Source organism: Pseudaminobacter sp. Soil_N_29 (assembly GCF_057656055.1).
Map to the genome: position 1 here is coordinate 750,544 of NZ_JBDGLC010000001.1, position 25,764 is coordinate 776,307.

Sequence of the window (25,764 nt, forward strand, 5' to 3'; positions counted from 1 at the left end):
GCGCTGAACAGGTGTCTATCCCGGGGAGCTCCCTGCTATTTGTCGGCCGGCTTGGGGTTGGGTTGATCGGTCGGCTGGACGGTATTGTTGATGCGAACCGGCACACCGTTGCGCAGCTTCAACTGCCCCGCCGTGACCACGACCTCGCCGGGCTTTATGCCTTCGGTGACCGCGACCTGATCGCCCCTCGTGGGGCCCGTTGTGACGAACGCCTGCCGCGCGACGAGTTGCGGCTGGCCATTGGCATCGTTGCCCTCATTGTCCACCAGATAGGCGATGTTGCCATAGGAGTTGTAGGCAATCGCGGTCTGCGGAAGCGTGACGTATTGCTGCGGCGCCGAGATATCGATGTCGACGGTGGCGAACATGCCCGGAAGCAGCAGCTTGTCCTTGTTCTGCACCGTGGCGCGCATCTGGACGTTTCGCGACGTGGTGTCGACCTGGGCATTGATGGCTGAGATCTTGCCGTTGAACTTGCGATCCGGGAAGGTGTCGACCTTGGCCGTCACTGCCTGGCCGACCTTGATCTGCGCCAAGGCCTGCTGCGGCACGTAGAAGTCGATGAAGATTGGATCGAGCTGCTGCAGGTTTACTACGGGGGTGCCGGCGGGCAGGTACTGTCCGATGTCGACCTGGCGGATGCCGAGCCGCCCCGCAAACGGTGCCTTGATGGACTTGTAGTCGACCAGAGCCTCCTGCTGCGCCACCATCGCCTGCGCGTTCAGCATGTTGGCCCGGTCGGTGTCGACCGTCTGCCTGCTGATGGCGCTGGTCTTGACCAGCGTGCTGTCCCGCTCATAGACGAGCTTGTTCAGCGCGGCCGTCGCCTTCAGCGCATCGAGCCGGGCGATGTCGTCATCCGCCATCAGTTGGACCAGCAGGTCCCCCTCCTTGACGTCGGCGCCGGATTCGAAATGGATCGCCGAGACCATCCCGGGCACCTGGCCGCTGATGTTGGCCCCGTTGACCGCGCGCACGCTGCCGACAGCCTCGAACTGGCTTCGCCATTCTTCGGAGCGGGCGACTGTGGTGGAGACGGTCTGTGGCGGATTGGCGAGCGAGGCCATTACCTTGCGGATCATCGACGACCTGAATGCCTCGAAGCCGAAGATGCCGGCCAGGAACACACCGGTCAGGAGCAGCATGATGATCATGCGCTTCACCATCGCGCATATCCTTCCAACCAGAATAGCTGCCGCAGAGCCGGTTCCGCTGGCCCCGGAGCCTCAAGGCTTCAACGGCGGCACAACGGGATCGAGCGCGCGGCTTGCCTGCCATTTGCTCGTCTTCGCCAATACCTAGGAAGGCGGGTGCGCCTGTGCCAGCCCCTTTTCCAGACGGGTGCCGCCCTTGCTGCAAATTCGCTGCCAGGGACTTGGGACTTCGGACAGGAGAAGTTCGCGCCTGCTGGCCGCAGTTTTCAGTTCGATCCGGCATACCAGGGCGCAACCAACTCGCCGGCTTTGAATTGCCTTGACGCGGTCTGGTAGTAGGCGATGGCCTCGTCGCGCAGCTGCGGATCCACGCCCGCCGGCGCCATCTCGAAAGTGTCGGGATCGACGGCAAAGCTCTCGACCACCTTGCCCGGCTTCAGCACGGTCAGCAGGTCGTTCTTGTAGTAGCCGAGGGACTGATAGTTGCTGACGAACACGCCCCGTGGCGCGCCTTGCAGCTCGCGCACCGAACGGCCGAAGAAGAAGCCCTCTCCGGGCTGGCCGAGTATGTCGAGCAGCGTCGGGGGCACGTCTATCTGGCTGATATTGCCGGATATGCGGCCGGGCTTCACGATTTCAGGGCCATAGAAGACCATCGGAATGTGATAGCCGGCAACGGGCAGCTCCACCTTGCCGGCGACCGAAGCGCAATGGTCGGCGACGATAACGAACAGCGTGTCCTTGAACCACTCTCTCTGAGCGGCCTCATCGAGGAAGCGGCCGATCGCGTAGTCGGTGTACTTCACGCCGCCCTCGCGGCCGCCGGGTGACGGGACGTCGATGCGCCCGTCGGGATAGGTGTAGGGACGGTGGTTGGAGGTGGTCATGACCTGCACGAAGTGCGGTTTGTCAGCCGCCCCGGGCTTCGAGAGCAATGCGTCGACATTCGCGAACAGCCCCTCGTCGGCCACGCCCCAGATGTTCTCGGCCGGGATCGTGTGAGCCGGAAAATCGGTGCGATCGAGAACGGCATAGTCGTTGCCCGAATAGTAGGCGGCCATGTTGTCGAAATAGCTGTAGCCGCCATAGACAAAGACCGAAGCGAAGCCCTGGTGGGCGAGTATTCCGCCAATGGTGGTGAGTTGGCCGTTGTTCGGCCGGCGCACGATGGCCTGGCCGGGAATGGGCGGCGTACCGAGCGTTGTGGCCTCAAGGCCGCGCACCGTGCGTGTTCCGGTGGCAAACAGGCGATCGAAGAGCAGGCCCCGGGCGGCGATACGGTCAATGTTGGGCGTCCAGCCCGGCTTGCCGCCGAGCGCGCCGACAAATTCGCCTGACAGGCTCTCGACCGTGATCATGACGACGTGCCTTGGCCGGCGCAGAAGAAAATCCGGCAGCGGACGGGCAGCCGGATCCTCGGCCAGCACGTCCATTGCGCCCTCAACGCGCTTGACACCGAGTTGCCGCAGTATCGCCCTGGCCTGGTCATCGGGAATGGTCGCGTAGAAGCGATCATAGTCGAGTTCGTTGCGCCGGAACGCGGCCGCCAGGCTGTATAGCCCGTTGCCCGAGAGCTCGTCCGCATAGTTGTTCCCCGAACCGTACATCTGGTCGAGATTGGTAAGGCCAAAGGCGGCAAGCGGCCACAGAACCAAAAGCACGGCGAGATAAAGTCTCGTGCGGGCGCTATACGAGCCTGTCTCGATGCTGCGCAGCCATCCTCGCATCGCCCAGACGGCAATTGCTGCCAGCGCGCCGATGACGGCCAGCAGCGTGTTCACGGGATAGGATTCCCGGATATTGCCGATCACCTCCTGTGTGTAGATCAGGTAATCGAGCGCGATGAAGTTGTAGCGGGTGGAGAACTCCAGCCAGAAGAAGAACTCGCCGATCGCGCCGAAAAGCAGCGCTGCGATCAGCAGCCACGCCACGAAACGTCCGAGATAGACATGGAAGCGGGTCTGCCGCCATCTCTCGGGCGTGATCACCGCGACAATCAGGAATGGGATCAGCAAGACGCCTATCGTCGCCAGGTCGAACCACAGCCCGCGCAAAAAGATACCCGGCCAAGTACTGACGGGAGCATTGTCGAGCCCGGTGAATAGGGTGAGGACGATGCGCGTGCCCAGAAAGATCACAAAGGCTGAAGTGCCATAAAGCGCAGGCAACGTGTTCCACAGATCACGCAATCTGTTTCCGGATCGAAGGGCACTCAGTGAAATATCCAAGATGTATCTCTTGCTGAACTTCCAAATCGTGATCGATTGTTGCGCTTGGAAAATGCTTTCGACAATGCAGCACTACAGATATGCAGCCTTTTTTTGAGAACGGCGGCATGTTTCGAGCCAAAGCCGTCACTTGCCCCTGCTTGAACGCACTCGTCGATTGACGCGGGAAGCGCCTCGCAGCATGTTGCCGGGCCGTGGGTGAGCAGGAGCCAAAGCGTGACGCAGTTTCAATTTTCCAGTCTGCTGGTCGGCACCCTTTGCCTGATATGATGGCCCGTTTCGCGCGCCCGGCCGCATGGCTTCTGCTGGCCGCCATATGCTTCGTTACGCTTGCGCCCATCGAGCTGCGCCCCACCACGAGCGAGCCCGCCGACCTCGAGCGCATTTTCGCCTTCGCCGTTCTGGGCCTGATTTTCGCGCTTGGCTATCCCAGGCACTGGGTTCTGGTCGTATGCCTGGTGGCCGGAGCCGCCTTCGCGTTCGAGTTTGCACAGATCTTCGCCTCCACGCGGCATGCCCGCCTGGAAGACGCCACGGTGAAGGCTCTCGGCGGCGGCGGCGGCGTGCTTGCCGGCATGGTCGTGAACCGGATGGCCAGGCGATAGCCGGGGGCAGAGGGCCCAGATTGCCGAGGGCGCAACTGGAAAGTTATGACGCGCAACCTTTCTTCCGCACGATCGTTTTTAGTCGCGGGTAAGAAGGTCCAGGCCCACGCGTGCTGCACTTTACGGGGCCGAACGGAGACGCCAGCAATCACGCCCCGGAAGGCGCAGCTGATCGCGACCCGCACGGAGGCAGGCCATGAACCACCATTTGTTGTTTGGCAACCCGGTGCGGCTCTTCGTGGAGAACCAGTTCAAGGAAATACATGACGTCGATGAAGCGTTGCGCTTTCTCGACCATTGGCCCGTAGCTCGCCGGGGGCCGGTCTACCACTGCGCGGTCAATTGCTGCCATGCAGCCATCGTATCCGGGCTATCGGTGGACGATGTGGAAAAATCGTTTGAGAGCTTTGCCCGCATCACCGGCATATTGGCCGATACCGCAGCGCCCCGCACGACAGTGGGCAAGGGCGAGACGAAACCGCTGACGAAGTAGAAAGAGCCGAGCCGCAATAGCCGGAAAGCCCGCCCTTGGGTCTGCTTTCCGGCCGGGTGTTTTTGGTTAGAGTCTGAGATCGGCCAGATATGAATTGGCGGCCGCCGATTCCGCGTAGGCGGCGGGATCGATTCCGGCGATGAGAAGTGCCTCGTCGCTCCGCCCGCCCTCAGCAAGCAGGGTGCCGTCGGGTGCCGCGACCACGGAGAGGCCTGCGTAGGAAACCAGCGCATCGCTTCCGCAGAGGTTCACATAGGCGACGTGGATCTGGTTCTCGAAGGCGCGCACGGGGATCATCTTGCGCGCAATCAGCTCGTCATGGTCGCTGACCGGCAACGCTGTGGGCGCCACCACCAGTTCCACCCCGGCCTGCGCCAGGCGGCGGACATTCTCGGGAAACTCGACATCATAGCAGATCAGCAGGCCGATGCGCGTGCCGCGATGGTCGATGACATGGGCCGTGGGCTGCTCGGGCACGAACAGGCTGCGCTCGTAAGGGCCGTAGAGATGCGACTTGCGGTAGACGCTGCGCGCGCCGAGCCCATCTACATAGAGCGCGCTGTTGTAGATCACCTCGCCGTCGCGCTCGGCAAAGCCGGTGACGATCGCCACTCCGGTCTCGTCCGAGATTGCGGCCAGCCGCCGGGCAAGCTCGCCGTCGGCAGGCTCCGCCAGCGCGCGGATCACCTCGCCCGCCCCGTATCCGGTGACGGCCAGTTCGGGCGCCGCCAGCAGGCTTGCACCGGCTGCGGCCGCCTCGCGTGCGGCACGTTCGATACGTGCGAGATTGGCCGCGGTGTCCCCCGCGACAGCCTGCATCTGAAGTGCGGCGAACTTCATCACTTACCCTCCGAGCCCAGTGCGCCGAGCAGTTTTCTGATGTCCCCGAACCTGGCGATCAGCCCGAAGACCACAGCCGCGATCGCCACAAAGAACACCGACACCGAAGCCATGGTCGGCGTGTAGCCGTAGCGCAGCGCGTTGAAAATCTTGATCGGAAGCGTTTCCATCGTGAAGCCGATGGTCATGTAGGCCACGATGTATTCGTTGAGCGACAGCACGAAGGCGAAGGCGTAGCCCGACACCAGATAAGGCAGGATAAGCGGCAGCACCACGGTGCGCGCCACCGTGCGATCGTCGGCGCCCATGGTGGATGCTGCCTCGACCAGCGAGGTGTCGATCGAAGCGAAGCCCAGCGACAGCGTGACCAGCGGCAGGGTGACGAAGAAGATCGCGTGGCTGATCGCCGCCGTCCAGGGCTGGCCGTAGAAGCCGGTGGCGGCCCAGAACGTCAGGAAGCCCAGCGCGGTGATGACCGGCGGCAGGATGAAGGGTGCCACGCCGAGCAGCTGGAAGATGCGCGCCCAGGGGGCATTGCGCCGCCACAGGAACCAGCTCAACGGCAGGGCGATGGACACCGCCACAGCGGCGGACGAAAGCGCCAGAAGCACAGAGGCGATAAGCGCACTGCGCCATTCCGCGTCGGTGAAGATCTGCGAGTACCAAGCGAGCGAGAAGCCCTTTGGCGGGAAGGCGAGATCCTGCTTAGCGTTCACCGAAACGCCGAGCACGACGATGAGCGGGGCTGCCAGGAACAGCGCCACGACGACGAAATAGAGCCTGCGAAGCCAGTTCTGGGTCATGCCGCATGCTCCTTCCGGCCAACGAGCAGGGTGAGGCCCACCAGCGCCAGCGAAATCAGCACCAGAAACACCGCCATCGCCGCGGCGAAGGGCATGTTGGACTGGTAGATGGCCTGGTCGGTGATGAGCACCGAAAGCGTCCAGTGGCTGGGCCGGCCGAGGATCTGGGGCAGCAGGTAGGAGCCGAGCGCGAAGACGAAGACCATGATCAGCGTGGCAACTAGCGTGTTGCGCAAGGCAGGCGCCACCACGTTGAAGAAGGCGCGCACCGGCGAGGCGCCGAGCGTGCGGGCAGCCTCGAGCAGCGTCGGATCAAGCCGGACCAGGGCCGGGTAAAGCACCAGGATCGTATAGGGCATTGCCTGGTAGACCATGCCGGTCAGCACCGCGCCGAAGCCCGGCAGCAGCGCCTGCGGCTGGGACATCAGGCCAACCGCGACCAGAAGATTGGTGATGCCGGCGGTGCGCGAGAAAAGCGTCGACCAGCTGAAGCCGATGATGACTTCCGACAGGGAAAGCACCGAAAGCAGGCACACCAGCCACACCGTCTGCACCTTGCGCGAGCACTTGGTGAGCAGGAAGGTGAAGGGGAAGGCGATCGCCACGCAGCAGATGGCCACCATGACCGCCAGCATCAGCGAAAAGCCGAGCACCGAGCCGAAGAACGTCGACAGGAAGCGGGCGTAATTGTCGAACACGAAGTCCGGCGTGTAGAAACCGGCCGGATTGCGCTTGAAGAAGCTGACCGCGATCATGGTGGAGAACGGCACCACGAAGAACACGACCAGCATCACCACCGGATAGAGCAGCGGCCCGTAATCGGCCAAAGATCTGGGCGCTTCGCGTCTCATTTTTCGAGCACCACGCAGCTTTCGGCAGGCAGCACGACACCGACCGGCGAGCCGGCCGCAACGTTCGGCCGTTCGCGCGGCGTGGCGACCGCGATGATGGTCTTGCCGCCCGCTTCCACGAAGGTTTCGATGGTGCCGCCGAGGTCGCGCACGAAGGTGACAGTGCCGGCAATGGCGCCATTGCCGGGCTCGGTCAGGCGCACATCTTCCGGGCGGACGGAAATCTGGGCTTCCTTCACGCCGTTGGAGAGGGAAAGACCGGGAACTGCGCTGCCGAGCACCACCCCGCGGCCGGCGCTATCCGCCTCGACCGGCAGGAGATTGGTCATGCCGATGAAGTCGGCGACGAAGGCGTCGGCCGGCCGACGGTAGATCTCGATCGGCGCGGCGGCCTGCCTGATCCTGCCCTCGCCCATCACCACCACCAGGTCGGCCATGGTCATGGCCTCGCGCTGGTCGTGAGTGACGACGATGGTGGTGATGCCGAGCTTCTGCTGGAGCTGGCGCAACTCGACCTGCATGGCCTCGCGCAGCTTGGCGTCGAGCGCTGAAAGCGGCTCGTCGAGCAGGAACAGGCGCGGCGACAGGGCCAGCGCCCGGGCGATGGCCACGCGCTGGCGCTGGCCGCCGGACAGCTTGGCCACCGGGCGATCGGCAAATCCCGGCAGATGGATGAGCTTGAGCAATTCGTCGACGCGCCTGGCCTGCTCGTCCTTCGGGCGACCGCGGATGCGCAGCGGATAGGCGATGTTTTCGCCCACTGAAAGATGCGGAAACAGCGCCAGCGACTGGAACACCATGCCCAAATTGCGCTTGTGCGTGGGCACGCGCGTAATGTCTTCGTCGTCGATGGCGATGGAGCCGCTCGACGGCTCCTCCAGCCCCGCGATCATGCGCAGGAGCGTGGTCTTGCCGCAGCCGGAAGGGCCGAGCAGGCAGACGAAGCTGCCATGCGGCACGTTCAGCGCGACATTATCAACGGCTTTGAAATCGCCGAATTGCTTGGTGACGTCATTCAATGACAGGCCGGACATTGGGACTAACCTAACCCATTACGCGAAAATGATCTGATTTACCCCGTCATCCGGCCGCAGCGCGGCCACCTTCTCCCCGCCCGGGGAGAAGAGGGAAGCAATACGCCGGCGCCGACCATCCCCGATGGAGAGAGGCAGGCAGAGCGTAGCCGAGGCCGCCCGAGCGGAAAAGCCCGTTCAGCGTGTTTGAGTGGCGCTGGCAGCCCTCCCCGCACCGGGGAGGGCAAGCCGGCCGGACCTAGCCGACGATCAGCTCGGTCCACTTCTGGTTAATCCAGTCGGCCTTGTCGATGTAGAGGTCGTAGCGCGGGATGATCGGGTCGATCTCGGAGGAGACCGCGCCGAACTCTTCCGGCGACAGGTCCAGCACATCCTTCTTCAGCGTCGGCGCCGTGCCGACCTTGCGCGACATCAGGCCCTGGATGGAGGGCTGGCTCATATAGTCGATGAAGATGTGGGCTTCGTCGACCTTCTTGGAGGCGCGCGAGATGGCCCAGTTGCCGGAATCCTGGATGCCGCCTTCCTTCGGGAAGGTCGAGCGCACCGGCTGGCCGTCAGCGGCGGCAAGGCCGGTGACGTCGTGATAGTACTGGCCCATCGGGATTTCGCCCGACTTCAGCGCCTGCTCGAACTGCGCCTCGTCGCGATACCACAGCCGCACGTTCGGCTTGACCTCGGCGAGCTTGTCGAACGCCTTGAGCAGACCTTCCTCAGTGTCGAGCGCATTGGTGCCGCCCATGAAGGTCTTGGCCGTCACTTCCAGCAGGAAGGAGTTGGAGGCCAGGGCCAGCAGGCCGAGCTTGTCGGCATTGGCCGGGTCCCACAGGGCATCCCAGGAGGTCGGCGCTTCCTTGTAGACGTCGGTGTTGGTGACGAGCGTGATGAACCAAGCAACCGCGCCGATGCCGGCGATGCGGCCGTCCGGATATTTGTTGACGAAGTGATCGAGCAGGTCGCCGCCGTGCTTGATCCGGGACATGTCGATGGGCGTCCACAGCTCGGTCGCCTGTCCCTTCAGCGTGGTGGTCTGCGACATCATCGAGACGTCGGCAGGCGCCTGGCCGGCCTTTGCGGCCTGCTCCAGCTGCACCAGCCAGGCTTCCCCGGTCGGCTCGGCGACGGATTCGACAGCAATGCCGGTGGCCTTGGTGAATTCCGGGAAGATGTGCTCGTCAAAGGACTTCTTGAAGTAGCCGCCGTAGACGCCGACCTTCAGCGACTTGTCCTGCGCCCGCAGCACGGCGGGCATGGCCAGCATGCCCGCCGTAGCGACGCCCGCCTTGAGCATGGTGCGGCGGCTGATGCCGCCCTTGAGAAATTCGGTCATGTAGTTCTCCTCCTAGCCGGCTGCCCGGCGTGACCTTGTTCTTTCAATTCGCTTCTATGCCATTCCGGGCGGCCTGTCCTGCCCCCGGCGGCCTTGCCCCGCCGCAAACGGGACAAGGCAATTCGTGGCCTTATGCCTTAACTGCCGGGCTGAACACCAGAAGGCTGAGGATTTCGAACAGCATCTGCGCGCCGGCCTGGGCAGTGTTGGTCGTGCCGTCATACTGCGGCGCCACCTCGACCAGATCGCCGCCGACAAAGTTGAGCCCCTTCAGGCCGCGCAGCAGCTCCAGCGCCTCGCGGGTGGTGAAGCCGCCCACTTCCGGCGTGCCGGTGCCCGGCGCGAAGGCGGGGTCCAGGCTATCGATGTCGAAGGACAGGTAGGTCGGGCCGTCGCCCACGATCTGCCGCGCCTTCTCGATGATCGCCGGGATGCCCATGGCTGACATTTCCTCGGCGTGGATGACCGTCATGCCGGACTCGTAGGAGAACTCCCACAGATATTCCGACGAGCCGCGGATGCCGATCTGGATCGTGCGCGAGGGGTCGAGCACGCCATCGAGCACGGCATTGCGCATCGGGCCGCCGTGATGAAACTTGGTCTGGTCGAACAGGCCGCCAGTGTCGCAATGCGCGTCGATGTGGATAAGGCCGACGGGGCGGTCCTTGCCCATCGCCTTGAGGATCGGATGGGTGATCGAATGGTCGCCGCCGACCGACAGCGGAATGACGCCGGCGGCAACGATCTTGGCGATCGTGGCCTCGATGTCGTCATGGCTCTGCTCCAGCCGGTAGCGGCTGGCGAAGGGCACGTCGCCGACGTCGGCCACGCGCAGGTCGAAGGTGGGCGCGCAGTCCAGAACGTGGTTGTAGGGGCCGATGCGCTCGATGGCGCGCAGCGCGCGCGGGCCGAAGCGCGAGCCCGGACGGTTGGTGACGCCGAGGTCCATCGGCATGCCGATCAGCGCCACCTGCAGGTCGCCGAAATCCGGATCGGCAAAATCGACGGGCAGGTAGGGCGCGCTCACAAGCGTGGGCAGGCCCGCATAAGGCGCGCGGCGCGTTCCGCCCTTGGAGAAGATTTTCTCGGCCACACGCTTGAAGCGCGGATCGAACATCTCTCCGCCATGGCTTTCGCCATATTTGCGACGCAGCGCGTCGAGCTTGCCGCGGTCAAAACCCATCCCGAAACCTCCTTTGCGCCCCGGCGGCGCCGGCGGGAAGCAAGCTTCCATGGCCGTTCGCCGCGTGCTCCTTCCCGAAGCCGCCGGATACGTATTTCACTCCGCGTGGATTGTTGGGTCGGCCCTTTGAAAAATCAATTGATATTGTTATAGGGATGGATGTGAGAATTTCTCACACCCTTTCCTCTGATATCGTTACGACTATGAGCAAGCGCCTGCCTCCGCTGAACCCGCTGCGTGCCTTCGAGGCCACTGCCCGGCTTGGCTCGCTCACCAAGGCGGCAAGCGAGCTTAACGTGACCCACGGAGCCATCAGCCACCAGATCCGCGCCCTCGAGCATTCGCTCAAGGTCCGGCTGTTCGAGCGGGTCGGACAGAGGCTGAACCTCACGCCGCAGGGTGCCGAACTGCTGCCCGCAGTTTCGAACGCATTCGACGGCATTGCAGCGGCCACCGCCCGCATGACGAGGCCGACCAGCTCCGGCTCGCTTTCGATCAGCTGCGTGCCGGCACTCCTGTCGCTTTGGCTGATACCCCGGCTCAGGAATTTCACGGCGCGCTTTCCCGACATCAAGCTTCGGCTCGTTGCCTCCAACGATCCGCAGGACATTCGTTTGCCCAATGTGGATATCTGCGTGCACTACGGCGACGCAAACTGGTCGGACTGCTGGTTCAAGAAGTGGTCCGACCTGGAACTCTTTCCCGTCGTAAGCCCGACCCTGATCAACAACCGGCCGATCCGCACGGTCCGGGACCTCGCCGACCACGTCGTGCTGCATGGGGACGATGGACGCGAATGGCATACCTGGCTGGCGGCGGCCGATGCGCTGGACCTGCAGCGCGGCCAGCAGCACATGTTCAGCGATGCGCGGCTTTCCACGGAGGCGGCGGTGCATGGCCATGGCGTGGCGCTAGGCGATTCGGTGACTGCCAGCGGGCTACTCGCCAAGGGCCAGCTCGTCACGCCTTTTAGCTTGTCGGTGCCTGCAGTGCATTCCTTCTATGTGGCCTGCCGCAACGAGGTGCGCTCCGCCCCCGTGGCTCAGGTCTTCATCGACTGGCTGTTTGCCGAGCGCGACGAAGCGGCAGGACGGACCGAAGCAGCCGTTGCCGGCCAGATCAGCATTCGCCGGAAACGCACCCCGAAGGCCGCCAATGCGACGGAAGAGCAGAAGGAGAAGGTTGCCCGATCGGCGAAATGAAAACGCCCGCCGCTCCGAAGAGCATGGCGGGCGTTCCATGGAAGCCGCAGGCCTCCGGCGATCGAGCAGCCGGATTAGCTGCAGCGCGCCTCGTAGACGCGCGGATTGCCGTAGCGGTCGTAAAGCGGGCGGCCGCGCTTGTCATATTGCTGGTAGCGGCACATGCCCGGGGTCGTCGCCGCGCCGATCAGAGCGCCTGCGGCACCGCCGATAAGCGCGCCGGCCACCGTGCTGCCAGTATTTCCTCCGATGGCCTGCCCGGCCAGCGCGCCCACGCCGGCGCCGATAGCGCCGCCGCCCAGCGCGCGTTCCTGCGGCGTGTTGCAACCCGCCAGCGTAAGCGCCAACAGCGCCACAACCCCAGCCATCGACAAGCGATTCGTCATAAAAGTCCCTCTCCAGTTGGCAAAATAAGCGCGGTGTTACCATATCGCGAAACACCCGTCACGACCCGCAACTGGGGCCCGGCGCAATTGAGATGCAGCCGCTGATCACGCTCTCTCGCGGGGAAATGATTGTAAGAAGGATCGATTTTCGGGTCTCCTAGACTGGCAAGGACCCGATCCCTACGAGCCAACGATGACCCAGATAGTCTCCCCCGCCACGCTACACCACCTGCTGGACAGCTATGGCCTGTGGGTGCTCTTTTTCGTCGTCATGGCAGAGAGCATGGGCGTGCCCATGCCCGGCGAGACGGTTCTTGTGTCGGCCTCGCTTTACGCTGGCGCTACCCATGAGCTGGAGTTGACGCATGTCATTGCCGTGGCTGCCGCGGGCGCCATAATCGGCGACAATATCGGTTACTTCATCGGCCATACGATCGGGCTGAAGCTGCTTGGCAAGTACGGCAGCTATATCGGGCTGGACGAGGCACGGCTGAAGGTCGGCCAGTACCTGTTCATGCGGCATGGCGGGAAGATCGTGTTCTTTGGGCGGTTCGTGGCCTTCCTTCGCGCCTTCGCGGCGGTGCTGGCGGGTGCCAACCGCATGAACTGGTCTCATTTCCTCCTGATGAACGCGGCCGGCGGCATCTGCTGGGCCACGCTTTTCGGCTCCGGCGCCTATTTCTTCGGCGAGCGCATCGAGGCCGTGGCCGGCCCACTCAGCTTCACGCTGCTGGCGGTCGCGGTTGCCGGGATTGTTGCCGGGCTGCTCTTCTTCCGCCGCCACGAAAAGGAACTGGAACTGCGCGCCCGGGCGGCCCTGCCGGATCGCCCGTGATCCGTTAGGCTATCTCCGGCACATTCGAGTTCCTGCGCTTCGGCCGTCGCGTGCTGGAGCCGATCAGCCGGCCGATACCGCCCGAGATCAGCGCGTTCACGTCGAGCAGCACCTGCGGAATGTTGAGCCCGCCCGGACAGGCCAGATATTGCGGCGTCCACACCGGAGAGAACTTATCCTTGAAGGCGCGCAGCCCCTCGAAGTGATAGAAATCGTCGCCGTGGCGGAAGACGAAAGTGGCCATGCGGTTCCAGCGCGAGGCGAGCGCATGGTCGGAAAGGCCCGACAAGGGCGCGGCACCGAGATTGAACCACCGATAGCCCTGTTCCTTGGCGTAGAGAAGCAGCCTGACGAACAGGGCATCCATCAGCACCTTGGACACGCCCGGCAAATAGCGCATCAGGTCGACCGACATCTCGTTCATGCCACCGCTGCGCCAGATATTGGCGAAAGCGACGATGCGGTTGTCGTTGTCTCGCATCACCGCGCAATCGAAATGCGAAAGATAGGCCGGATCGAAGCGACCGAGCGAAAAACCCTTCTCGCTGCCGCCCTTTTCCTGCAGCCAGGCGTCGGAGACATGCTGCAATTCATTCATGATGGCGGGCACGTCGCTGCGCGGAACGACCTCGAAGACCAGCTTTTCCTTGGCGGCGCGGCGGGCGGCGTAGCGGATCTCCTGGTTCTTGGGCCCCTCGAGGGTGAACGTCGAAAGGTCGACGCGCGCCACTTCGCCGAGCTTCAGCAGCGCATAGCCCATGTCGAGATAGAGCGGCAGATTGTCGGGACGCACCGCATAGAACACGGCGCGGGCGGCCTCACGGTCCGCCATGTCGCGAAACTGCCAGACCAGATCCTCGACCTGCTCGGCATCACCCACGGGGTCGCCCATTGAAACCAGCGAGCCTCCTGCCCGGCTATACATCAGGAAGGCGGTGCCATCCGGCGACCACAGGAATTCCTTGTCGCCAAGGAAGGCAACGTTTGCCTGCGTGTCTGGCGAGGTGGCGACGACGGCCGCGATCGCCCCGGGCTCGGTTTCGGCGCGGCGCTTCGTCCTTGCCGGCGGACGATTGATCGCTACCGCCACGCCCAGCGCCAGCGTGGCAGCGACGAGGCCGACAGTGGCGCGCAGGAAGCGCGGCGCCTCGCCGTTCCAGGCGAACTGCCAGAACAGCTCATTGGAATATTCGACGTGGCTGTAGGAGAAGAAACCGAGCCAGATGGTAGCCACCAGCGTCAGCGCCACCAGCCCGAGCCATTCCCACGAAAGGCGGCTGATGCGCTGCGGCGCGCGGCGGTAGAAGGCCTCGCGCGACAGCAACAGGAACACGGCGGCGAAGCTAAGCGTCAGCGCCTCTTCCCAGTCCAGGCCCTTGACGATCGACAGGAACGCGCCGGCAAACAGCATCGCAACCGCGAGCGCCCAGGCCGAGAACAGCCGGCGATGCAGGCCATGCGCCACCACCAGAAGAGCCAGACCGACGAGGCTGCCGAGGAAATGGGAAGACTCCACGACGGAAAGCGGCAGCCATCCCTTCAGCGTCTGGAGACGGTCCGGCACGCCGGGTGTGGCGCCGGAAAGGAGCAGCACGAAGCCCGAAATGAACACCACCGTTGCGGCCACCAATGGCACCAGGGCCTTGATCGCCCGGGAAGGCCCGACAAAGCGGGCCGCAAGCTTGCCGCGGACGATGCCGGCTTCGGCAGCGGCAAGCGCCACCACCGCGATCAGGAACGGCAGGAAATAGTAGATGAGCCGATAGGCCAGCAGCGACGCCAATATGTCCGCCCGGCCCTGCATGCCGAGCCCCGCGATCAGCGTAGCCTCGAAAACGCCGATGCCGCCGGGGACATGGCTGATCGAGCCCAGTATGACCGCGCTCATATACACGGTGAGGAAGAGCACGGTTCCCGGCTGCGCGTCGGCCGGCAGCAGCACGTAAAGCACCGATGCCGAAGCCAGCAGGTCGAGCACTCCGACCAGGAGTTGCAGCAGCAGCATGCTCCGCCGCGGCAGCGGTATGCGCCAGGAAAAGACCCGAGCCTCGCGGCCTTCCGGCCCGGCAAACACGAACAGGCCGACCAGGGCGGCGACCACCGCCAGCCCCACGATGCGATCCGCCGACGCGTGCAGAAGTCGCAGGAGCGGAACGCCCTCGGGGTCGACGACCAGTGCCAAGCCCACAAGCGTCGTGAACGCCAGCCACAGGCCCATCCAGCTCAGCAGCACCACCTGGCCGATCTCGGCGGCGTCGAGCCCGCTGCGCGAATAGGTGCGAAACCGCACCGCACCGCCGGTGAACAGGTGAAAGCCGAGGAAGTTCGAGAAAGCGTAGCCGCTCATGCCGGAAAGCGCGGCATCGCGCCAGGGAACCTTTCCAGGGGCCACGATGTGGCAGGCGAGAATATCGTAAGTGGCAAGCGCGCAATAGCTGGCGGCCGTAGCGACAAGGGCGAGCAGGATGCCAGACCACTGCATCGCCCCGATCGCCGCCTTGATGTCCTGCAGGCGCAGGCCCGCCGTCATCTGGTGAAAGAGCCACAGCGACGCCACCGTGACCAGGACGGCTGCAACCGGCCCGACATATCCGTAGAGGCGCCGTCGCAACCCCATTTCCTCGGCGGTTTGCTCACTCATGAACGAACCTCGCCTCCAAGCGAAGACATTGACAACGTCTCGTATCGGCCCCGGATCCCTCTAGGTCCGATTTCGCCGCAGACGCGAGCGTTAGTCAATTTCCTCACGGCTTTTTGGCGGCAATGCGCCCAAGGCGATGCAAAAAATGTCGCCCGGAAGTGCTTCCGGGCGACATTGGCGCGACAATTCCGTGATCAAGCGTGGGCGAAGGGCACCGCAACGAAGGTTTGGGCTTCGCCGCGCTGGATCAGCAGCAACACCGACTTCTTGCCCGATTTGGCCGCGTCGGCCACGGCGCGGCTCGCCTCCTTGGCGTTCTTGACCGGCACCTGATTGACCGAGACGATCACGTCGCCCTCGCGGATGCCCTGTTCGGCACCCGACTTGTTGGGATCGACATTGGCAACCACCGCGCCCTTCTCGTTTGCCGACAGGTTAAGTGCCTGGCGCACATCGGAGGTGACGTCGCCCAGTCCCAACCCGAGGCTGGGCACGTTGAAGCCGCCGTCGAAGGACTGGTTGGGTGTCTCTTCCGCCAGGACGGGCTTTTGGTCGGTGTCGTTGTTGCCCACGGTGATGGGCACGTTCTCGCTCTTGCCGTTGCGCCACACGGTGAGATCTTCCTTGGTGCCCGGCGTTACATCGGCGACCATGCGCGACAGTTCGCGCGGGTTCTTGACCTCATGGCCGGCAAAGCCGGTAATGATGTCGCCGGTCTTGAGCCCGGCCTCCGCCGCCGGCGAACCCTCGCCTACATGGGCAACGAGCGCGCCCGCCGCCTTGGCCAGACCGATCGCGTTAGCGACGTCCGGGGTCACCGGCTGGATCTGCACGCCGATAAAGCCATGTTCGATCGAACCGCTCTCGATGAGCTTGGCCACCACCGGCGCGGCCTGGTCGGAGGGGATTGCGAAGCCGACGCCGACATTGCCGCCGTTGGGCGAATAGATGGCCGAGTTGATGCCTACGACGGTTCCGTCGATGCCCAGCAACGGACCGCCGGAATTGCCGTGGTTGATGGCGGCATCGACCTGGATGAAGTCGTCATAGGGCCCGCTGTGCAGGTCGCGGCCGCGCGCCGAGACGATACCGGCCGTGACCGTCGTGCCGATGCCGAAGGGATTGCCTATCGCCAGCACCTGATCGCCGGGCATGATCTTGTCGGAATCGCCCCACTTCAACGTAGGCAGCGGCTTGTCTGACTTGATCTTGATGACCGCCAGGTCGCTCTTGGCATCGCGGCCGAGCAGCTTGGCCGTCGTCTCGGTGCCATCGTCCAGTATCACCTTGATCTCGGAAGCGCCGTCGATGACGTGGTTGTTGGTGACGGCGATGCCGCTCGAATCGATGATGAAGCCGGAGCCGATTGCCTCCGCCCGCTCGCTTTTGGGCCCGCGCTGCGGCATCCGCGGCATACCCTGCTCGCCGAAGAACTGGCGAAAATACTCATCAAAGGGCGACCCCTGGCCGAGCGGCGGCATGTTGCCCTCATCGGACGACTGCACTTTCATCTTGGTCATGATGGTCACCACCGCCGGCTTGGCGGCGCTGACAATCGGCGCGAAGGAACTGCCCTGCACTGCAAGCGCAGCAACCGGACTGATGGGGAGCGGGGCGTGAGCATCGGCCCGGAACATCGGCCAGAGCAGCGGAGTGGCGATCAGCGCGGCGCTGAGCAATGCAGCGACGCGGTGTCTGCGGAGAATGGAGGACATTTGCATGGTCCTTGCGAAGGTTGATCCAAGCACCGTGGCGTGTTCCGTCGATGGAACCGTCTGCTAGACGCCGCCCGGACCCGCATTCGGTCTGCGCATCCGCCACGGATCTTTCCCATCATGCTAGTTAGGGCGTCGAACGGCCTCGAATTAGGGTTTTCCGGCACATTACGAAGATTTAATTCCCAGCCGTCGTCTCCGAGACGGGAAGCAGGGCTGGCGCGGCCGGTACCTTCTTGTCCAGCCGGCGGGTCAGGCCGGAGATGATCTTGTCGGCCAGGGCGGCATAGTCGCCGTTGAAATGGTGGCCGCCCGAGGTCTTGACGACCTCGACTTTCCGGCCGGCGAGCTCGGGACAGGCCGTGTCGTCTTCCTCCTCGCCGTAGATGCATTGCACCAGCGCGGGATCGATCCTCTCCAGCTCCGGCATGGTGGGCACGGCATCCGGTCCGGATGTGCCCAGCCAGCCCGCCACCGAAATCTCAAAGGAGGCGCTGTGCGAGAAGCCCAGCAGGGAAAGCTGGCTGACCCGCTCCCGGTCGGCCGAGTCCAGCGCATTGAAGGCCGCAGGCAATATGTCGGCGCCGAAGGAGTAGCCAATCAGCAGAACGTGCCGGACCTTCCACCGCTGGCCAAAACCGGAAATGAGTTCGTGCAGGTCCTGCGCCATCTCCTGGGGCGTGCGCGCGGTCCAGAAATAGCGCAGCGAATCCACCCCGACGGTCGGCACGCCCCTTTGCTGCAGGATGCCGGCGATGGCCTTGTCGAGGTCGCGCCAGCCGCCGTCGCCGGAGAAGACGATGGCCATGGTGTCATGGGCCGGCTTTGCAGGCAGCGTGACGATGGGCATGTCGCCGGCCGCGGGGGGAAGAGAGCCGACAAGCGAGGTGACCGCCGCCTCCAGCGCCGCATGCGGCGACACCGGGGCGTCGCGGACGGTGATGCCGAAGCCTTGGGCTCGCAGGTCGTCGATGTGCCTGCGCCCCTCGGCAGAAGCCTCGGCGGTGAAGCTGACATCGATCGGATTGGGCAGGTCGCCTTCGGCGAGGCCGTAGACGATGCCCTGCGGCGTGGCATTGCGAGGTGCGCCGCTGCACAGCGTCTTGGTCAGCGGCACGCTGGCGGATGGGTCGACCGCGACCGTGTGGCCCACCGTGTCGGCAGGCGTCTGCGCTGCGATTGCCATGACCAGCCCGCCGCCCTGCCCGGTCCCAGCAAGGATGGGCGGGCTGTAGCTGGGCGCGTTGACGGCGCGCTGGATGCGGTGGCTGAGGCTCTCTATGTCCGAGACGAGATAGGCGCAGTCGTCCCGCACGTCGTCTATCGCACGGAGATATTGCGGCAGGTCGATGCCCACGACGATCGCGCCGGACTTGGTGAGGCGCTGCGCGAAATCGTCATCTGCTGCCGACCAACCGGCCGCATCGGAAAAAACGAAGACGGTGCTGCCCGGCGTCTTTTCAGGGAGAAGGATGCGGGGCTCGGCCAGAAGGCCCTCGCCGAAGCGCGCATTGGGAACCGAGCCCTCGATCAAGAGAAGGCAAAGCGAGATGAGCACGAACCCCAGAAAACGCTTCACTTGCAAGATCCCCCCGACGGGTGGGTGGCAATGCGTTCCGGTTTGCCGCAGGCCGGCGAACGGCCGGTCGGCTTCTTAGGGCGAGGCCCGTGCCGGAGCGTGCGGCACCTTGAGCCTGCAAAATGGCCGGCAATATGACGCGGGGCCGCCGGCCGTAAACGATCCACGGATTTGACCGCTGGGGGTCTGCCGCCCGGCAAGCCAATTGCCGGGCGTGGCTCACGGGTTGCGGGCGCTCAAACGCCGATCGGCATGTGCTCGGCCGAGCGGGTGACCGCGCGCGGTGCCGTGATCTCCTTCCACTTCGAAAGCGCCTGGTTGACTGCAGCAAAGGGCCGGCGCTTGACGAACTTGCCGCGGCCGGGCTGCGGCTGGTCGTTCTGCCCGTGCGTCCACACCACGTCGCCGCGCGACAGCGTGTAGCGCGGCAGGCCGTTGACCTTGACGCCCTCGAACACGTTGTAGTCGATGATCGACTTCTGGTTGGCGGCAGAGATCGTCTTGGACAGCTTCGGGTCCCACACCACCAGGTCGGCGTCGGAGCCGGGCAGGATCGCACCCTTCTGCGGATAGATGTTGAGTATCTGGGCGATATTGGTGGAAGTGGCAGCCACGAATTCGTTCATCGTCAGCCGGCCTGTCTCCACGCCCCGCGTCCACAGCACGGGCATGCGGTCCTCGAGCCCGCCGGTGCCGTTGGGGATCTTGCGGAAGTCGTCGAGGCCGAGCGTCTTCTGCTCGCTGGTGAAGGCGGCGTGGTCGGTGGCCACCACCTGCAGCGACCCGGCGGCAAGACCCGCCCAGAGGCTGTCCTGATGGAGCTTGTTGCGGAACGGCGGCGACATCACTCGGCGGGCGGCATGCATCCAGTCGCGGTTCTGGTATTCGCTCTCGTCCAGCGTCAGGTGCTGGATCAGCGGCTCGCCAAAGACGCGCATGCCCTTCTGGCGCGCGCGCCGGATCGCCTCGTGGCTCTGCTCGCAGGAGACATGCACGATATAGACCGGCACGCCGGCGGCGTCGGCGATCATGATGGCGCGGTTGGTGGCCTCGCCCTCAACCTCGGGCGGGCGCGAATAGGCGTGCGCCTCGGGTCCGGGCACGCCGGAGTCGATGTATTTCTGCTGCAGGGCCGCCACGATGTCGCCGTTCTCGGCATGCACCAGCGGCAGCGCGCCAAGGGCTGCGCAGCGCTGGAAGGAGGCGAACATCTCGTCGTCGTTCACCATCAGCGCGCCCTTGTAGGCCATGAAGTGCTTGAAGGTGTTGATGCCGCGGTCCACCACCTTGGCCATGTCGGAGAAGACCTGCTCCGACCAGCCGGTGACGCACATGTGATAGGAATAGTCCGAGGAAGCCTGGCGCGTGGCGCGCGCCTCCCACTCCTCCAGCGCCGCCAGCATGCCATCCGCGCCGGGGATGACGAAGTCGACCACCATGGTGGTGCCGCCCGAGAGCGCCGCGAAGGTGCCGCTCTCCCAGGTTTCGGCGGCAGTGGTGCCCATGAAGGGCATTTCCAGATGGGTGTGCGGATCGATGCCGCCCGGCATGATGTAGGTGCCTTCGGCGTCGATCACGGTGTCGCCGGAAAGCCCCTTGCCGATCGCCGAGATGCGCTCGCCCTCGATCAGGATGTCGGCCTCGTAGGTCCTGTCGGCGGCGACGATCGTGCCGCCCTTGATCACTTTCGACATTGCGGTCTCCTTCCTTTTCCTGTGCCGGCAGTCGCTGCGTGTTCCCCGTGCAGGCTGCCGTTGTCTTCAAGGTGGCGTGTTTCGGCGCGGCTGTAATAGCCGCCGGCACGCTATTTATTGGGCCACCTTAGCGACTTTCCGGCCGCCGCAAAGAGCCTTTTATTGGCGCGGCCAGCCGGCCGCGGAAGCGGAAGGCTCGCGCGGGCAAGTGGAGGAAGAACAGGAGAGTGTGGGTTTTCTCGGCAGTCCTAGCCGGCGTTGGACGAGTTCTTGCCGGCAAGGATTCTTTCCCAGCCAAGGGCATCCGCCACGATTGCGTCGAGATCGTCATGCTTCGGCCGCCAGCCGAGTTCGCGGCGGGCCAGGTCGGAATTGGCGACGACGGCATCGGCATCGCCCGGCCGCCGGCCGCCCATCGTGACTTCGAACGCGGCGCCATGAACCCGGCGCACAGCCTCGATGACCTCCAGTACCGAATAGCCATGGCCGTAGCCGCAATTGGCGACCAGGTTGCCCTCTCCGGCGCGAAGCCGCTGCAAGGCAAGGTAATGAGCATGCGCCAGATCGCTGACATGAATGTAGTCGCGCACGCAGGTGCCGTCCGGCGTCGCGTAGTCGGTACCGAAAACCTGCATGGAAGCGCGCTTGCCCTGCGCAGTCTGGCACGCAACCTTGATCAGATGGGTGGCGCCCGGCGTGGACTGGCCGGTTCGGCCCTTGGGGTCGGCACCTGCGACGTTGAAGTAGCGCAGCGCGGTGTAGCGCAGGTCGTGGGCTGCGGCCGCATCGCGCAGCATCCATTCGCTCATCAGCTTGGACAGGCCATAGGGCGATTCGGGCGCCAGCCGCGCGTCCTCGCGCACGGGTTCCAGCCCTGCAGCGCCATAGACAGCCGCCGTGGAGGAGAAGATGAAGTGCTTCACCCCTTCTCTCACCGCGGTTTCCACCAGGGTGCGGGTCTTGGAAGTGTTGTTCTCGTAATAGGCCAGCGGATCGGCGACCGATTCCGGCACCACGATCGAACCGGCGAAATGGATGATGGCATCCACGCCATGATCGCGGATCACCCCGCGGACGAGGTTGGCATCACCGATGTCCCCGACAATCAGCGTAGCTTCGGGCGCCACCGCCCAGTCAAACCCCGTCGAAAGGCGGTCGACGACGACCACCTTCTCGCCAGCGTCCAGCAGTTCCCACACCATGTGGCTGCCGATATATCCGGCGCCGCCAGTCACCAATACGGTCATCGTCCAGTCCCTCATCGTCGTCCAAGTCCGACCACGGCATATTGGAAATCACGTCTCAACGCCATCGTCCAGATGCGTCCGAGGCGGGGAAGAGCCTCCCTTGATCTGAATCAAGGAAGCAGCGGCTTGCGCCCCTATATCGACCAAAGGCGGCGTGGCATTTTGACCGTCTTCGTGGAATGGACTGAAAAACGCGTCGCGATTATGATCGACGAAAATCCCGGGAAGCCATAATGAACTATCAGCGATTTTTCGAAGAGGCGATCGACCAGCTTCACGCCGAGCGGCGCTATCGCGTGTTCGCCAACCTGGAGAGGATCGCGGGGTCGTTTCCGCGCGCGATCTGGCGCGCCAACGGGCAGACCCAGGAAATCACCGTGTGGTGCTCGAACGACTATCTCGGCATGGGCCAGCACCCCAGCGTGATCGGCGCCTTCCAGCAGACCGCCGGGCAGATGGGCTCCGGCGCCGGCGGCACACGCAACATCTCGGGCACCAACCATCCGCTGGTGGAACTGGAACTCGAGCTCGCCGATCTTCACCGGAAGGAATCGGCGCTGGTGTTCACCTCCGGCTTCGTTTCCAACGAAGCGTCGATCTCGACCATCGGCCGGCTGCTTCCCAACTGCCTGATTCTGTCGGACGAACTGAACCACGCATCCATGATCGAGGGCGTGCGCCGCTCGGGCGCCGAGAAGAAGATCTTCCGCCACAACGACGTTGCGCATCTGGAGAGCCTGCTGCAGGCGGCGGGCCGCGAGCGCGCCAAACTGATCGTGTTCGAGTCGGTCTATTCGATGGACGGCGACATCGCGCGCATCGCCGAGATCGCGGATCTCGCCGAGAAGTACAACGCCATGACCTATATCGACGAGGTCCATGCGGTGGGCATGTACGGCGCGCGCGGCGGCGGCATTACCGAACGCGAAGGGCTGGCGGACCGCATCGACATCATCGAGGGCACGCTGGCCAAGGCCTTCGGCACGCTGGGCGGCTACATCAGCGGCCCCAGCGCCGTTATCGATGCCGTGCGCTCCTATGCGCCCGGCTTCATCTTCACCACCGCGTTGCCGCCCGCGATCGCGGCCGCCTCGGCGACCTCGATCCGTCACCTCAAGACGTCGCAGGCCGAGCGCGACGCACAGCAGCGCCAGGCAGCCCAGACCAAGCGGGTCCTTGCCGAGGCTGGCCTGCCGGTAATGCCGTCCGAAACCCACATCGTCCCGATCCTGGTAGGCGACCCGGAGTTGTGCAAGATGGCGTCCGATCGGCTGCTCGGCGTGCACGGCATCTACATCCAGCCGATCAACTACCCGACCGTGCCGCGCGGCACCGAGCGGCTGCGCATCACGCCGACCCCGCTCCACACCGACGCGCTGATCGATACGCTGAAGGACGCGCTGACCGAGACCTGGGATGCGCTGGGCATTCCCTACCGCAGCTCGGACCAGCCTTCGGTGGCCAAGACCGAGCGGATCATCCCGCTGCTGGTGCCCAAGTCGGGCGGCTGAGCCGCCCCACTTGAATTTGCCTCAGCGCTTGCGGATCCAATCCGCCAGGCGTGTCGCCGCCTCCTCGAGCTGGTCGAGGCGGCGATGGAAGCAGAGCCTGAAAAACGCCTCTCCCCCCTCCCCGAATGCCGTGCCGGGCGCGAGCCCGACATTGGCGTGGTCGATGATGTCGAAGGCCGCACTGCGCGAATCCTCGATGCCGTCGATGGTAAAGAACAAATAGAATGCGCCCTGCGGGGCGATGACCCGCGCGCGCCGGGTTTCCCCTAGGATGCGGCAGACGAGATCGCGCGCCTGCCGCGCCCGCTCTATCTGCGAGGCGAGGAACCCGTCGCCGTGCTCCAGCGCGGCGATACCACCGCGCTGCATGAACTGGGCGACCCCCGAGGTCGAATACTGGATCAGGTTTTCGAAGGTCTGTTGCAGCGACGGATGCACGCGCAGCCAGCCCATGCGCCAGCCGGTCATGGCCCAGTTCTTGGAGAAGGTGTTGACGAAGACGATGCGGTCCTCGTCTTCCATGAAGTCCATGAAGGAGGGCGCGCGCACGGCGCCGTAGTAGAACAAGGCATAGATCTCGTCGGCGATGATCCAGAGGCCATGCCGGCGGGCAAGATCGAGCACTGCCTTCAATTCGTCCATGCTGGCGGTCCAGCCGGTGGGGTTGGACGGGCTGTTGAGGAAGATCGCCCTGGTGCGCGGCGTGATCGCGGCCTCGATCTTGCCCACGTCGCAGGACCATCCGTTGTCCGAGAGGTCGAGCCGCACCGCCACGGGGCGGGCGCCGGCAACGCCCGCAGCACCGGGAAAATTCGGCCAGGCGGGGGTGAGATAAATGACCTCGTCGCCGGCTCCGGCAGTAGCCTGGAGTGCCAGCTGGATGGCCTGCATGCCGCCGCCGGTTACCAGAAACTCCTCGGCCGCGAACTGGCGCCCGAAATGTCGCTGGTGGTAGCGGGCGAGCGCCTCGCGCAGTTCAGGAATACCGCGCTGCCAGGTGTAGAAGGTTTCGCCGTCGCGCAGGCCTTGCGTGGCCGCGTCGGAAATGAAGGCCGGAGTGGGCATGTCGCCCTCGCCGGTCCAGAGCGGGATCAGGCCCTCGCGCCCGCGGCCATAGACGGCAACGGCGGAGATGCCGCTTTCCGGTGCAAGTCGGGCTTCGCGTCGCAGACTTTCAAGCAGGGTCATGTCGCATCCTGACGTCAATAGGAACCAATCAGCGGGGTGGCGTTGCCATCAAACAGAAAACCCCGACCAGAATGGCCGGGGTTTTCCGAATTTCATTGCGCCAGCAACCGCTATTTCTTCGACAACAGGTCGCGGATTTCGGTCAGCAGCACGACTTCGGGCGCCGGCGGGGTCGGCTGGGCGGCCTTCTCGGCCACCAGCCTGCGGCGCAACGTGTTCACGCCCTTGACCATCAGGAAGATTATGAAGGCAAGAATCAGGAAGTTGATCAGCACCGTGATGAAGTTGCCATAGGCGAACACCGCGCCCTGCTTCTTGGCCTCGGCCAGCGTGGTCGCGGTAACCTTGGAGGACAGCGGCAGGAAGTAGTTGGAAAAGTCGAAGCCACCGAAAATCGTGCCTACGACCGGCATGACGATATCGCCGACCAGCGAATTGACGATCAGGGTGAAGGCGCCGCCGATGATGATACCGACCGCCAGGTCGATCACATTGCCCTTCGAAATGAATTCCTGAAATTCCTTGAGCACTGAACCCTCCCAATGATGCGGCCGCGCGCCGTAATGTCCGCCTCTCGGGCGCCGGCTGATGCGCGGCATCATAACAAAAACCCTGAATTGCAAAATGCGAATTATGATTCAACACAGGAGCGCCAGGATCGGACGACGCATTCGCGTCTGGTGACAGGCACTTAGCACGCCCAGCTCGCCTTGCGGGTTGAGCGCGCCCCTATCGGCCGACGGTCGGCAAGAAAGAACCCGCGGTTATGCCCAGTTCAAGTCTTGTTCGGCGTTGGCTGCGGGTTTTCTTCAGGCTCCTCCGAGGGGTTGTCCTCCCTTTCGATATCCTTGACCACGCCCATGAGGCGGCGGAGGAAGCGCTCCATGTAGCCCATGCCCTTCTCGAACTCTTCTTCGGTAGGAAGCGCGGGCGCCGCGGCCTCCCTGTTCTCGAGCGCGGCAACGCGATTTTCGAGCGCCTTCAGTGAATTTTCCAGATGCTCGATCTGGTCCTGATAGGCATCGCGCTCGTCGGCCGCCAGCTTGCAGACGAGTTGGCCACCATAGTCCTCGCAGATCGACATCGCGCCGGTCTTCGTGTCCATCCGCACGTAGCCCTTTTCCGTTTTCTCGAGCCGGTAGCGCTCTTCCTCGGCATGGGCACCGGCTGCCTGCGTGACGAGAATTGCCGTAAGGGCGATGGCAGTGGCACGCATGGGTTCCTCCATTCGCAAGTTGCGCCGGAATT

The 25,764-nt window shown here is 64.2% G+C and carries 22 protein-coding genes; 5 read left to right on the forward strand and 17 right to left on the reverse strand.

Annotation, left to right across the window (positions count from 1 at the left end):
• Positions 1 to 35: 35 nt before the first annotated feature.
• Both AC3A4H_RS03570 and AC3A4H_RS03575 read right to left on the reverse strand, forming a co-directional pair.
• A complete protein-coding gene (locus AC3A4H_RS03570; RefSeq protein WP_487765446.1) occupies positions 36 to 1,166 on the reverse strand; it encodes an efflux RND transporter periplasmic adaptor subunit in 1,131 nt (376 codons plus the stop codon).
• 254 nt (positions 1,167 to 1,420) lie between these two features.
• The gene (locus AC3A4H_RS03575) at positions 1,421 to 3,343 is read right to left on the reverse strand and encodes an LTA synthase family protein (RefSeq protein WP_487765447.1); all 1,923 of its coding nucleotides are present in this window, start codon (positions 3,341 to 3,343) and stop codon (positions 1,421 to 1,423) included.
• 305 nt (positions 3,344 to 3,648) lie between these two features.
• Between AC3A4H_RS03575 and AC3A4H_RS03580 the strand changes: the two genes are divergently transcribed.
• Both AC3A4H_RS03580 and AC3A4H_RS03585 read left to right on the forward strand, forming a co-directional pair.
• Positions 3,649 to 3,987 (forward strand): VanZ family protein, encoded by a 339-nt coding sequence (locus AC3A4H_RS03580; protein WP_348777979.1) that lies wholly within the window; start codon positions 3,649 to 3,651, stop codon positions 3,985 to 3,987.
• Positions 3,988 to 4,183: 196 nt separating this feature from the next.
• On the forward strand, positions 4,184 to 4,480 hold the full coding sequence (locus tag AC3A4H_RS03585; protein ID WP_487765448.1) for a DUF982 domain-containing protein: 297 nt from the start codon (positions 4,184 to 4,186) through the stop codon (positions 4,478 to 4,480).
• Positions 4,481 to 4,546: 66 nt separating this feature from the next.
• Here AC3A4H_RS03585 and AC3A4H_RS03590 read toward each other — a convergent pair whose 3' ends face one another.
• The 6 genes from AC3A4H_RS03590 to speB all read right to left on the reverse strand — a co-directional run bounded on the left by AC3A4H_RS03590 (position 4,547) and on the right by speB (position 10,518).
• The gene (locus tag AC3A4H_RS03590) at positions 4,547 to 5,323 is read right to left on the reverse strand and encodes a carbon-nitrogen hydrolase family protein (protein WP_487765449.1); all 777 of its coding nucleotides are present in this window, start codon (positions 5,321 to 5,323) and stop codon (positions 4,547 to 4,549) included.
• Complete coding sequence (locus AC3A4H_RS03595; protein ID WP_487765450.1) at positions 5,320 to 6,123, reverse strand: ABC transporter permease; 804 nt, start codon at positions 6,121 to 6,123, stop codon at positions 5,320 to 5,322. The genes AC3A4H_RS03590 and AC3A4H_RS03595 overlap by 4 nt, the downstream gene beginning before the upstream one ends.
• Positions 6,120 to 6,974: an ABC transporter permease gene (locus AC3A4H_RS03600; RefSeq protein WP_487765451.1), complete on the reverse strand. Its 855-nt coding sequence runs from the start codon at positions 6,972 to 6,974 to the stop codon at positions 6,120 to 6,122. The genes AC3A4H_RS03595 and AC3A4H_RS03600 overlap by 4 nt, the downstream gene beginning before the upstream one ends.
• On the reverse strand, positions 6,971 to 8,008 hold the full coding sequence (locus tag AC3A4H_RS03605; RefSeq protein ID WP_487765452.1) for an ABC transporter ATP-binding protein: 1,038 nt from the start codon (positions 8,006 to 8,008) through the stop codon (positions 6,971 to 6,973). The genes AC3A4H_RS03600 and AC3A4H_RS03605 overlap by 4 nt, the downstream gene beginning before the upstream one ends.
• A gap of 238 nt (positions 8,009 to 8,246) precedes the next feature.
• Positions 8,247 to 9,335: an ABC transporter substrate-binding protein gene (locus AC3A4H_RS03610; RefSeq protein ID WP_487765453.1), complete on the reverse strand. Its 1,089-nt coding sequence runs from the start codon at positions 9,333 to 9,335 to the stop codon at positions 8,247 to 8,249.
• Positions 9,336 to 9,465: 130 nt separating this feature from the next.
• A complete protein-coding gene (gene speB / locus AC3A4H_RS03615) occupies positions 9,466 to 10,518 on the reverse strand; it encodes an agmatinase (protein ID WP_487765454.1) in 1,053 nt (350 codons plus the stop codon).
• A gap of 203 nt (positions 10,519 to 10,721) precedes the next feature.
• Here speB and gcvA point away from each other — a divergent pair, with 203 nt between their 5' ends.
• Positions 10,722 to 11,720 carry a transcriptional regulator GcvA gene (gcvA, locus tag AC3A4H_RS03620; RefSeq protein ID WP_487765455.1) on the forward strand — a complete coding sequence of 333 codons (999 nt, stop codon included), beginning with the start codon at positions 10,722 to 10,724 and terminating at the stop codon, positions 11,718 to 11,720.
• Between the two features lie 74 nt (positions 11,721 to 11,794).
• Here the strand turns inward: gcvA and AC3A4H_RS03625 are convergent, their stop codons facing one another.
• Positions 11,795 to 12,106 carry a YMGG-like glycine zipper-containing protein gene (locus AC3A4H_RS03625; protein WP_348777970.1) on the reverse strand — a complete coding sequence of 104 codons (312 nt, stop codon included), beginning with the start codon at positions 12,104 to 12,106 and terminating at the stop codon, positions 11,795 to 11,797.
• Positions 12,107 to 12,299: 193 nt separating this feature from the next.
• Between AC3A4H_RS03625 and AC3A4H_RS03630 the strand changes: the two genes are divergently transcribed.
• The gene (locus AC3A4H_RS03630; RefSeq protein ID WP_487765456.1) at positions 12,300 to 12,941 is read left to right on the forward strand and encodes a DedA family protein; all 642 of its coding nucleotides are present in this window, start codon (positions 12,300 to 12,302) and stop codon (positions 12,939 to 12,941) included.
• 4 nt (positions 12,942 to 12,945) lie between these two features.
• On the opposite strand, the gene mprF is transcribed toward AC3A4H_RS03630, so the two are convergent.
• The 5 genes from mprF to galE all read right to left on the reverse strand — a co-directional run bounded on the left by mprF (position 12,946) and on the right by galE (position 21,817).
• Positions 12,946 to 15,582, reverse strand: a complete 2,637-nt coding sequence (gene mprF, locus AC3A4H_RS03635; RefSeq protein ID WP_487765457.1) for a bifunctional lysylphosphatidylglycerol flippase/synthetase MprF — start codon at positions 15,580 to 15,582, stop codon at positions 12,946 to 12,948.
• Positions 15,583 to 15,776: 194 nt separating this feature from the next.
• Entirely contained in the window at positions 15,777 to 17,297 is a 1,521-nt protein-coding gene (locus AC3A4H_RS03640; protein ID WP_487765458.1) for a DegQ family serine endoprotease, read from the reverse strand.
• A 178-nt stretch (positions 17,298 to 17,475) separates the two neighbouring features.
• Positions 17,476 to 18,876, reverse strand: coding sequence for a virulence factor family protein (locus tag AC3A4H_RS03645; RefSeq protein ID WP_487765459.1), 1,401 nt, complete (start codon positions 18,874 to 18,876; stop codon positions 17,476 to 17,478).
• A 236-nt stretch (positions 18,877 to 19,112) separates the two neighbouring features.
• The gene (hydA, locus tag AC3A4H_RS03650; RefSeq protein WP_487765460.1) at positions 19,113 to 20,570 is read right to left on the reverse strand and encodes a dihydropyrimidinase; all 1,458 of its coding nucleotides are present in this window, start codon (positions 20,568 to 20,570) and stop codon (positions 19,113 to 19,115) included.
• Between the two features lie 248 nt (positions 20,571 to 20,818).
• Complete coding sequence (galE, locus tag AC3A4H_RS03655) at positions 20,819 to 21,817, reverse strand: UDP-glucose 4-epimerase GalE (RefSeq protein ID WP_487765461.1); 999 nt, start codon at positions 21,815 to 21,817, stop codon at positions 20,819 to 20,821.
• A 233-nt stretch (positions 21,818 to 22,050) separates the two neighbouring features.
• On the opposite strand from galE, the gene hemA reads away from it, so the two are divergent.
• Positions 22,051 to 23,328 carry a 5-aminolevulinate synthase gene (gene hemA / locus AC3A4H_RS03660; RefSeq protein ID WP_487765462.1) on the forward strand — a complete coding sequence of 426 codons (1,278 nt, stop codon included), beginning with the start codon at positions 22,051 to 22,053 and terminating at the stop codon, positions 23,326 to 23,328.
• A 21-nt stretch (positions 23,329 to 23,349) separates the two neighbouring features.
• Here the strand turns inward: hemA and AC3A4H_RS03665 are convergent, their stop codons facing one another.
• The 3 genes from AC3A4H_RS03665 to AC3A4H_RS03675 form a co-directional block, all read right to left on the reverse strand.
• The gene (locus AC3A4H_RS03665) at positions 23,350 to 24,516 is read right to left on the reverse strand and encodes a pyridoxal phosphate-dependent aminotransferase (RefSeq protein ID WP_487765463.1); all 1,167 of its coding nucleotides are present in this window, start codon (positions 24,514 to 24,516) and stop codon (positions 23,350 to 23,352) included.
• 110 nt (positions 24,517 to 24,626) lie between these two features.
• A complete protein-coding gene (gene mscL / locus AC3A4H_RS03670) occupies positions 24,627 to 25,046 on the reverse strand; it encodes a large conductance mechanosensitive channel protein MscL (RefSeq protein ID WP_487765464.1) in 420 nt (139 codons plus the stop codon).
• 245 nt (positions 25,047 to 25,291) lie between these two features.
• On the reverse strand, positions 25,292 to 25,732 hold the full coding sequence (locus AC3A4H_RS03675) for a hypothetical protein (protein WP_487765465.1): 441 nt from the start codon (positions 25,730 to 25,732) through the stop codon (positions 25,292 to 25,294).
• Positions 25,733 to 25,764: the final 32 nt, after the last annotated feature.

Bases quoted from the DNA above. Each gene is read 5' to 3' on its own strand.
- AC3A4H_RS03570 (WP_487765446.1), bottom strand. From the start codon at position 1,166: ATGGTGAAGCGCATGATCATCATGCTGCTCCTGACCGGTGTGTTCCTG.
- AC3A4H_RS03580 (WP_348777979.1), top strand. From the start codon at position 3,649: ATGATGGCCCGTTTCGCGCGCCCGGCCGCATGGCTTCTGCTGGCCGCC.
- AC3A4H_RS03585 (WP_487765448.1), top strand. From the start codon at position 4,184: ATGAACCACCATTTGTTGTTTGGCAACCCGGTGCGGCTCTTCGTGGAG.
- AC3A4H_RS03595 (WP_487765450.1), bottom strand. From the start codon at position 6,123: ATGACCCAGAACTGGCTTCGCAGGCTCTATTTCGTCGTCGTGGCGCTG.
- AC3A4H_RS03600 (WP_487765451.1), bottom strand. From the start codon at position 6,974: ATGAGACGCGAAGCGCCCAGATCTTTGGCCGATTACGGGCCGCTGCTC.
- AC3A4H_RS03605 (WP_487765452.1), bottom strand. From the start codon at position 8,008: ATGTCCGGCCTGTCATTGAATGACGTCACCAAGCAATTCGGCGATTTC.
- AC3A4H_RS03610 (WP_487765453.1), bottom strand. From the start codon at position 9,335: ATGACCGAATTTCTCAAGGGCGGCATCAGCCGCCGCACCATGCTCAAG.
- speB (WP_487765454.1), bottom strand. From the start codon at position 10,518: ATGGGTTTTGACCGCGGCAAGCTCGACGCGCTGCGTCGCAAATATGGC.
- gcvA (WP_487765455.1), top strand. From the start codon at position 10,722: ATGAGCAAGCGCCTGCCTCCGCTGAACCCGCTGCGTGCCTTCGAGGCC.
- AC3A4H_RS03625 (WP_348777970.1), bottom strand. From the start codon at position 12,106: ATGACGAATCGCTTGTCGATGGCTGGGGTTGTGGCGCTGTTGGCGCTT.
- AC3A4H_RS03630 (WP_487765456.1), top strand. From the start codon at position 12,300: ATGACCCAGATAGTCTCCCCCGCCACGCTACACCACCTGCTGGACAGC.
- mprF (WP_487765457.1), bottom strand. From the start codon at position 15,582: ATGAGTGAGCAAACCGCCGAGGAAATGGGGTTGCGACGGCGCCTCTAC.
- AC3A4H_RS03640 (WP_487765458.1), bottom strand. From the start codon at position 17,297: ATGTCCTCCATTCTCCGCAGACACCGCGTCGCTGCATTGCTCAGCGCC.
- hydA (WP_487765460.1), bottom strand. From the start codon at position 20,570: ATGTCGAAAGTGATCAAGGGCGGCACGATCGTCGCCGCCGACAGGACC.
- galE (WP_487765461.1), bottom strand. From the start codon at position 21,817: ATGACCGTATTGGTGACTGGCGGCGCCGGATATATCGGCAGCCACATG.
- hemA (WP_487765462.1), top strand. From the start codon at position 22,051: ATGAACTATCAGCGATTTTTCGAAGAGGCGATCGACCAGCTTCACGCC.
- AC3A4H_RS03665 (WP_487765463.1), bottom strand. From the start codon at position 24,516: ATGACCCTGCTTGAAAGTCTGCGACGCGAAGCCCGACTTGCACCGGAA.
- AC3A4H_RS03675 (WP_487765465.1), bottom strand. From the start codon at position 25,732: ATGCGTGCCACTGCCATCGCCCTTACGGCAATTCTCGTCACGCAGGCA.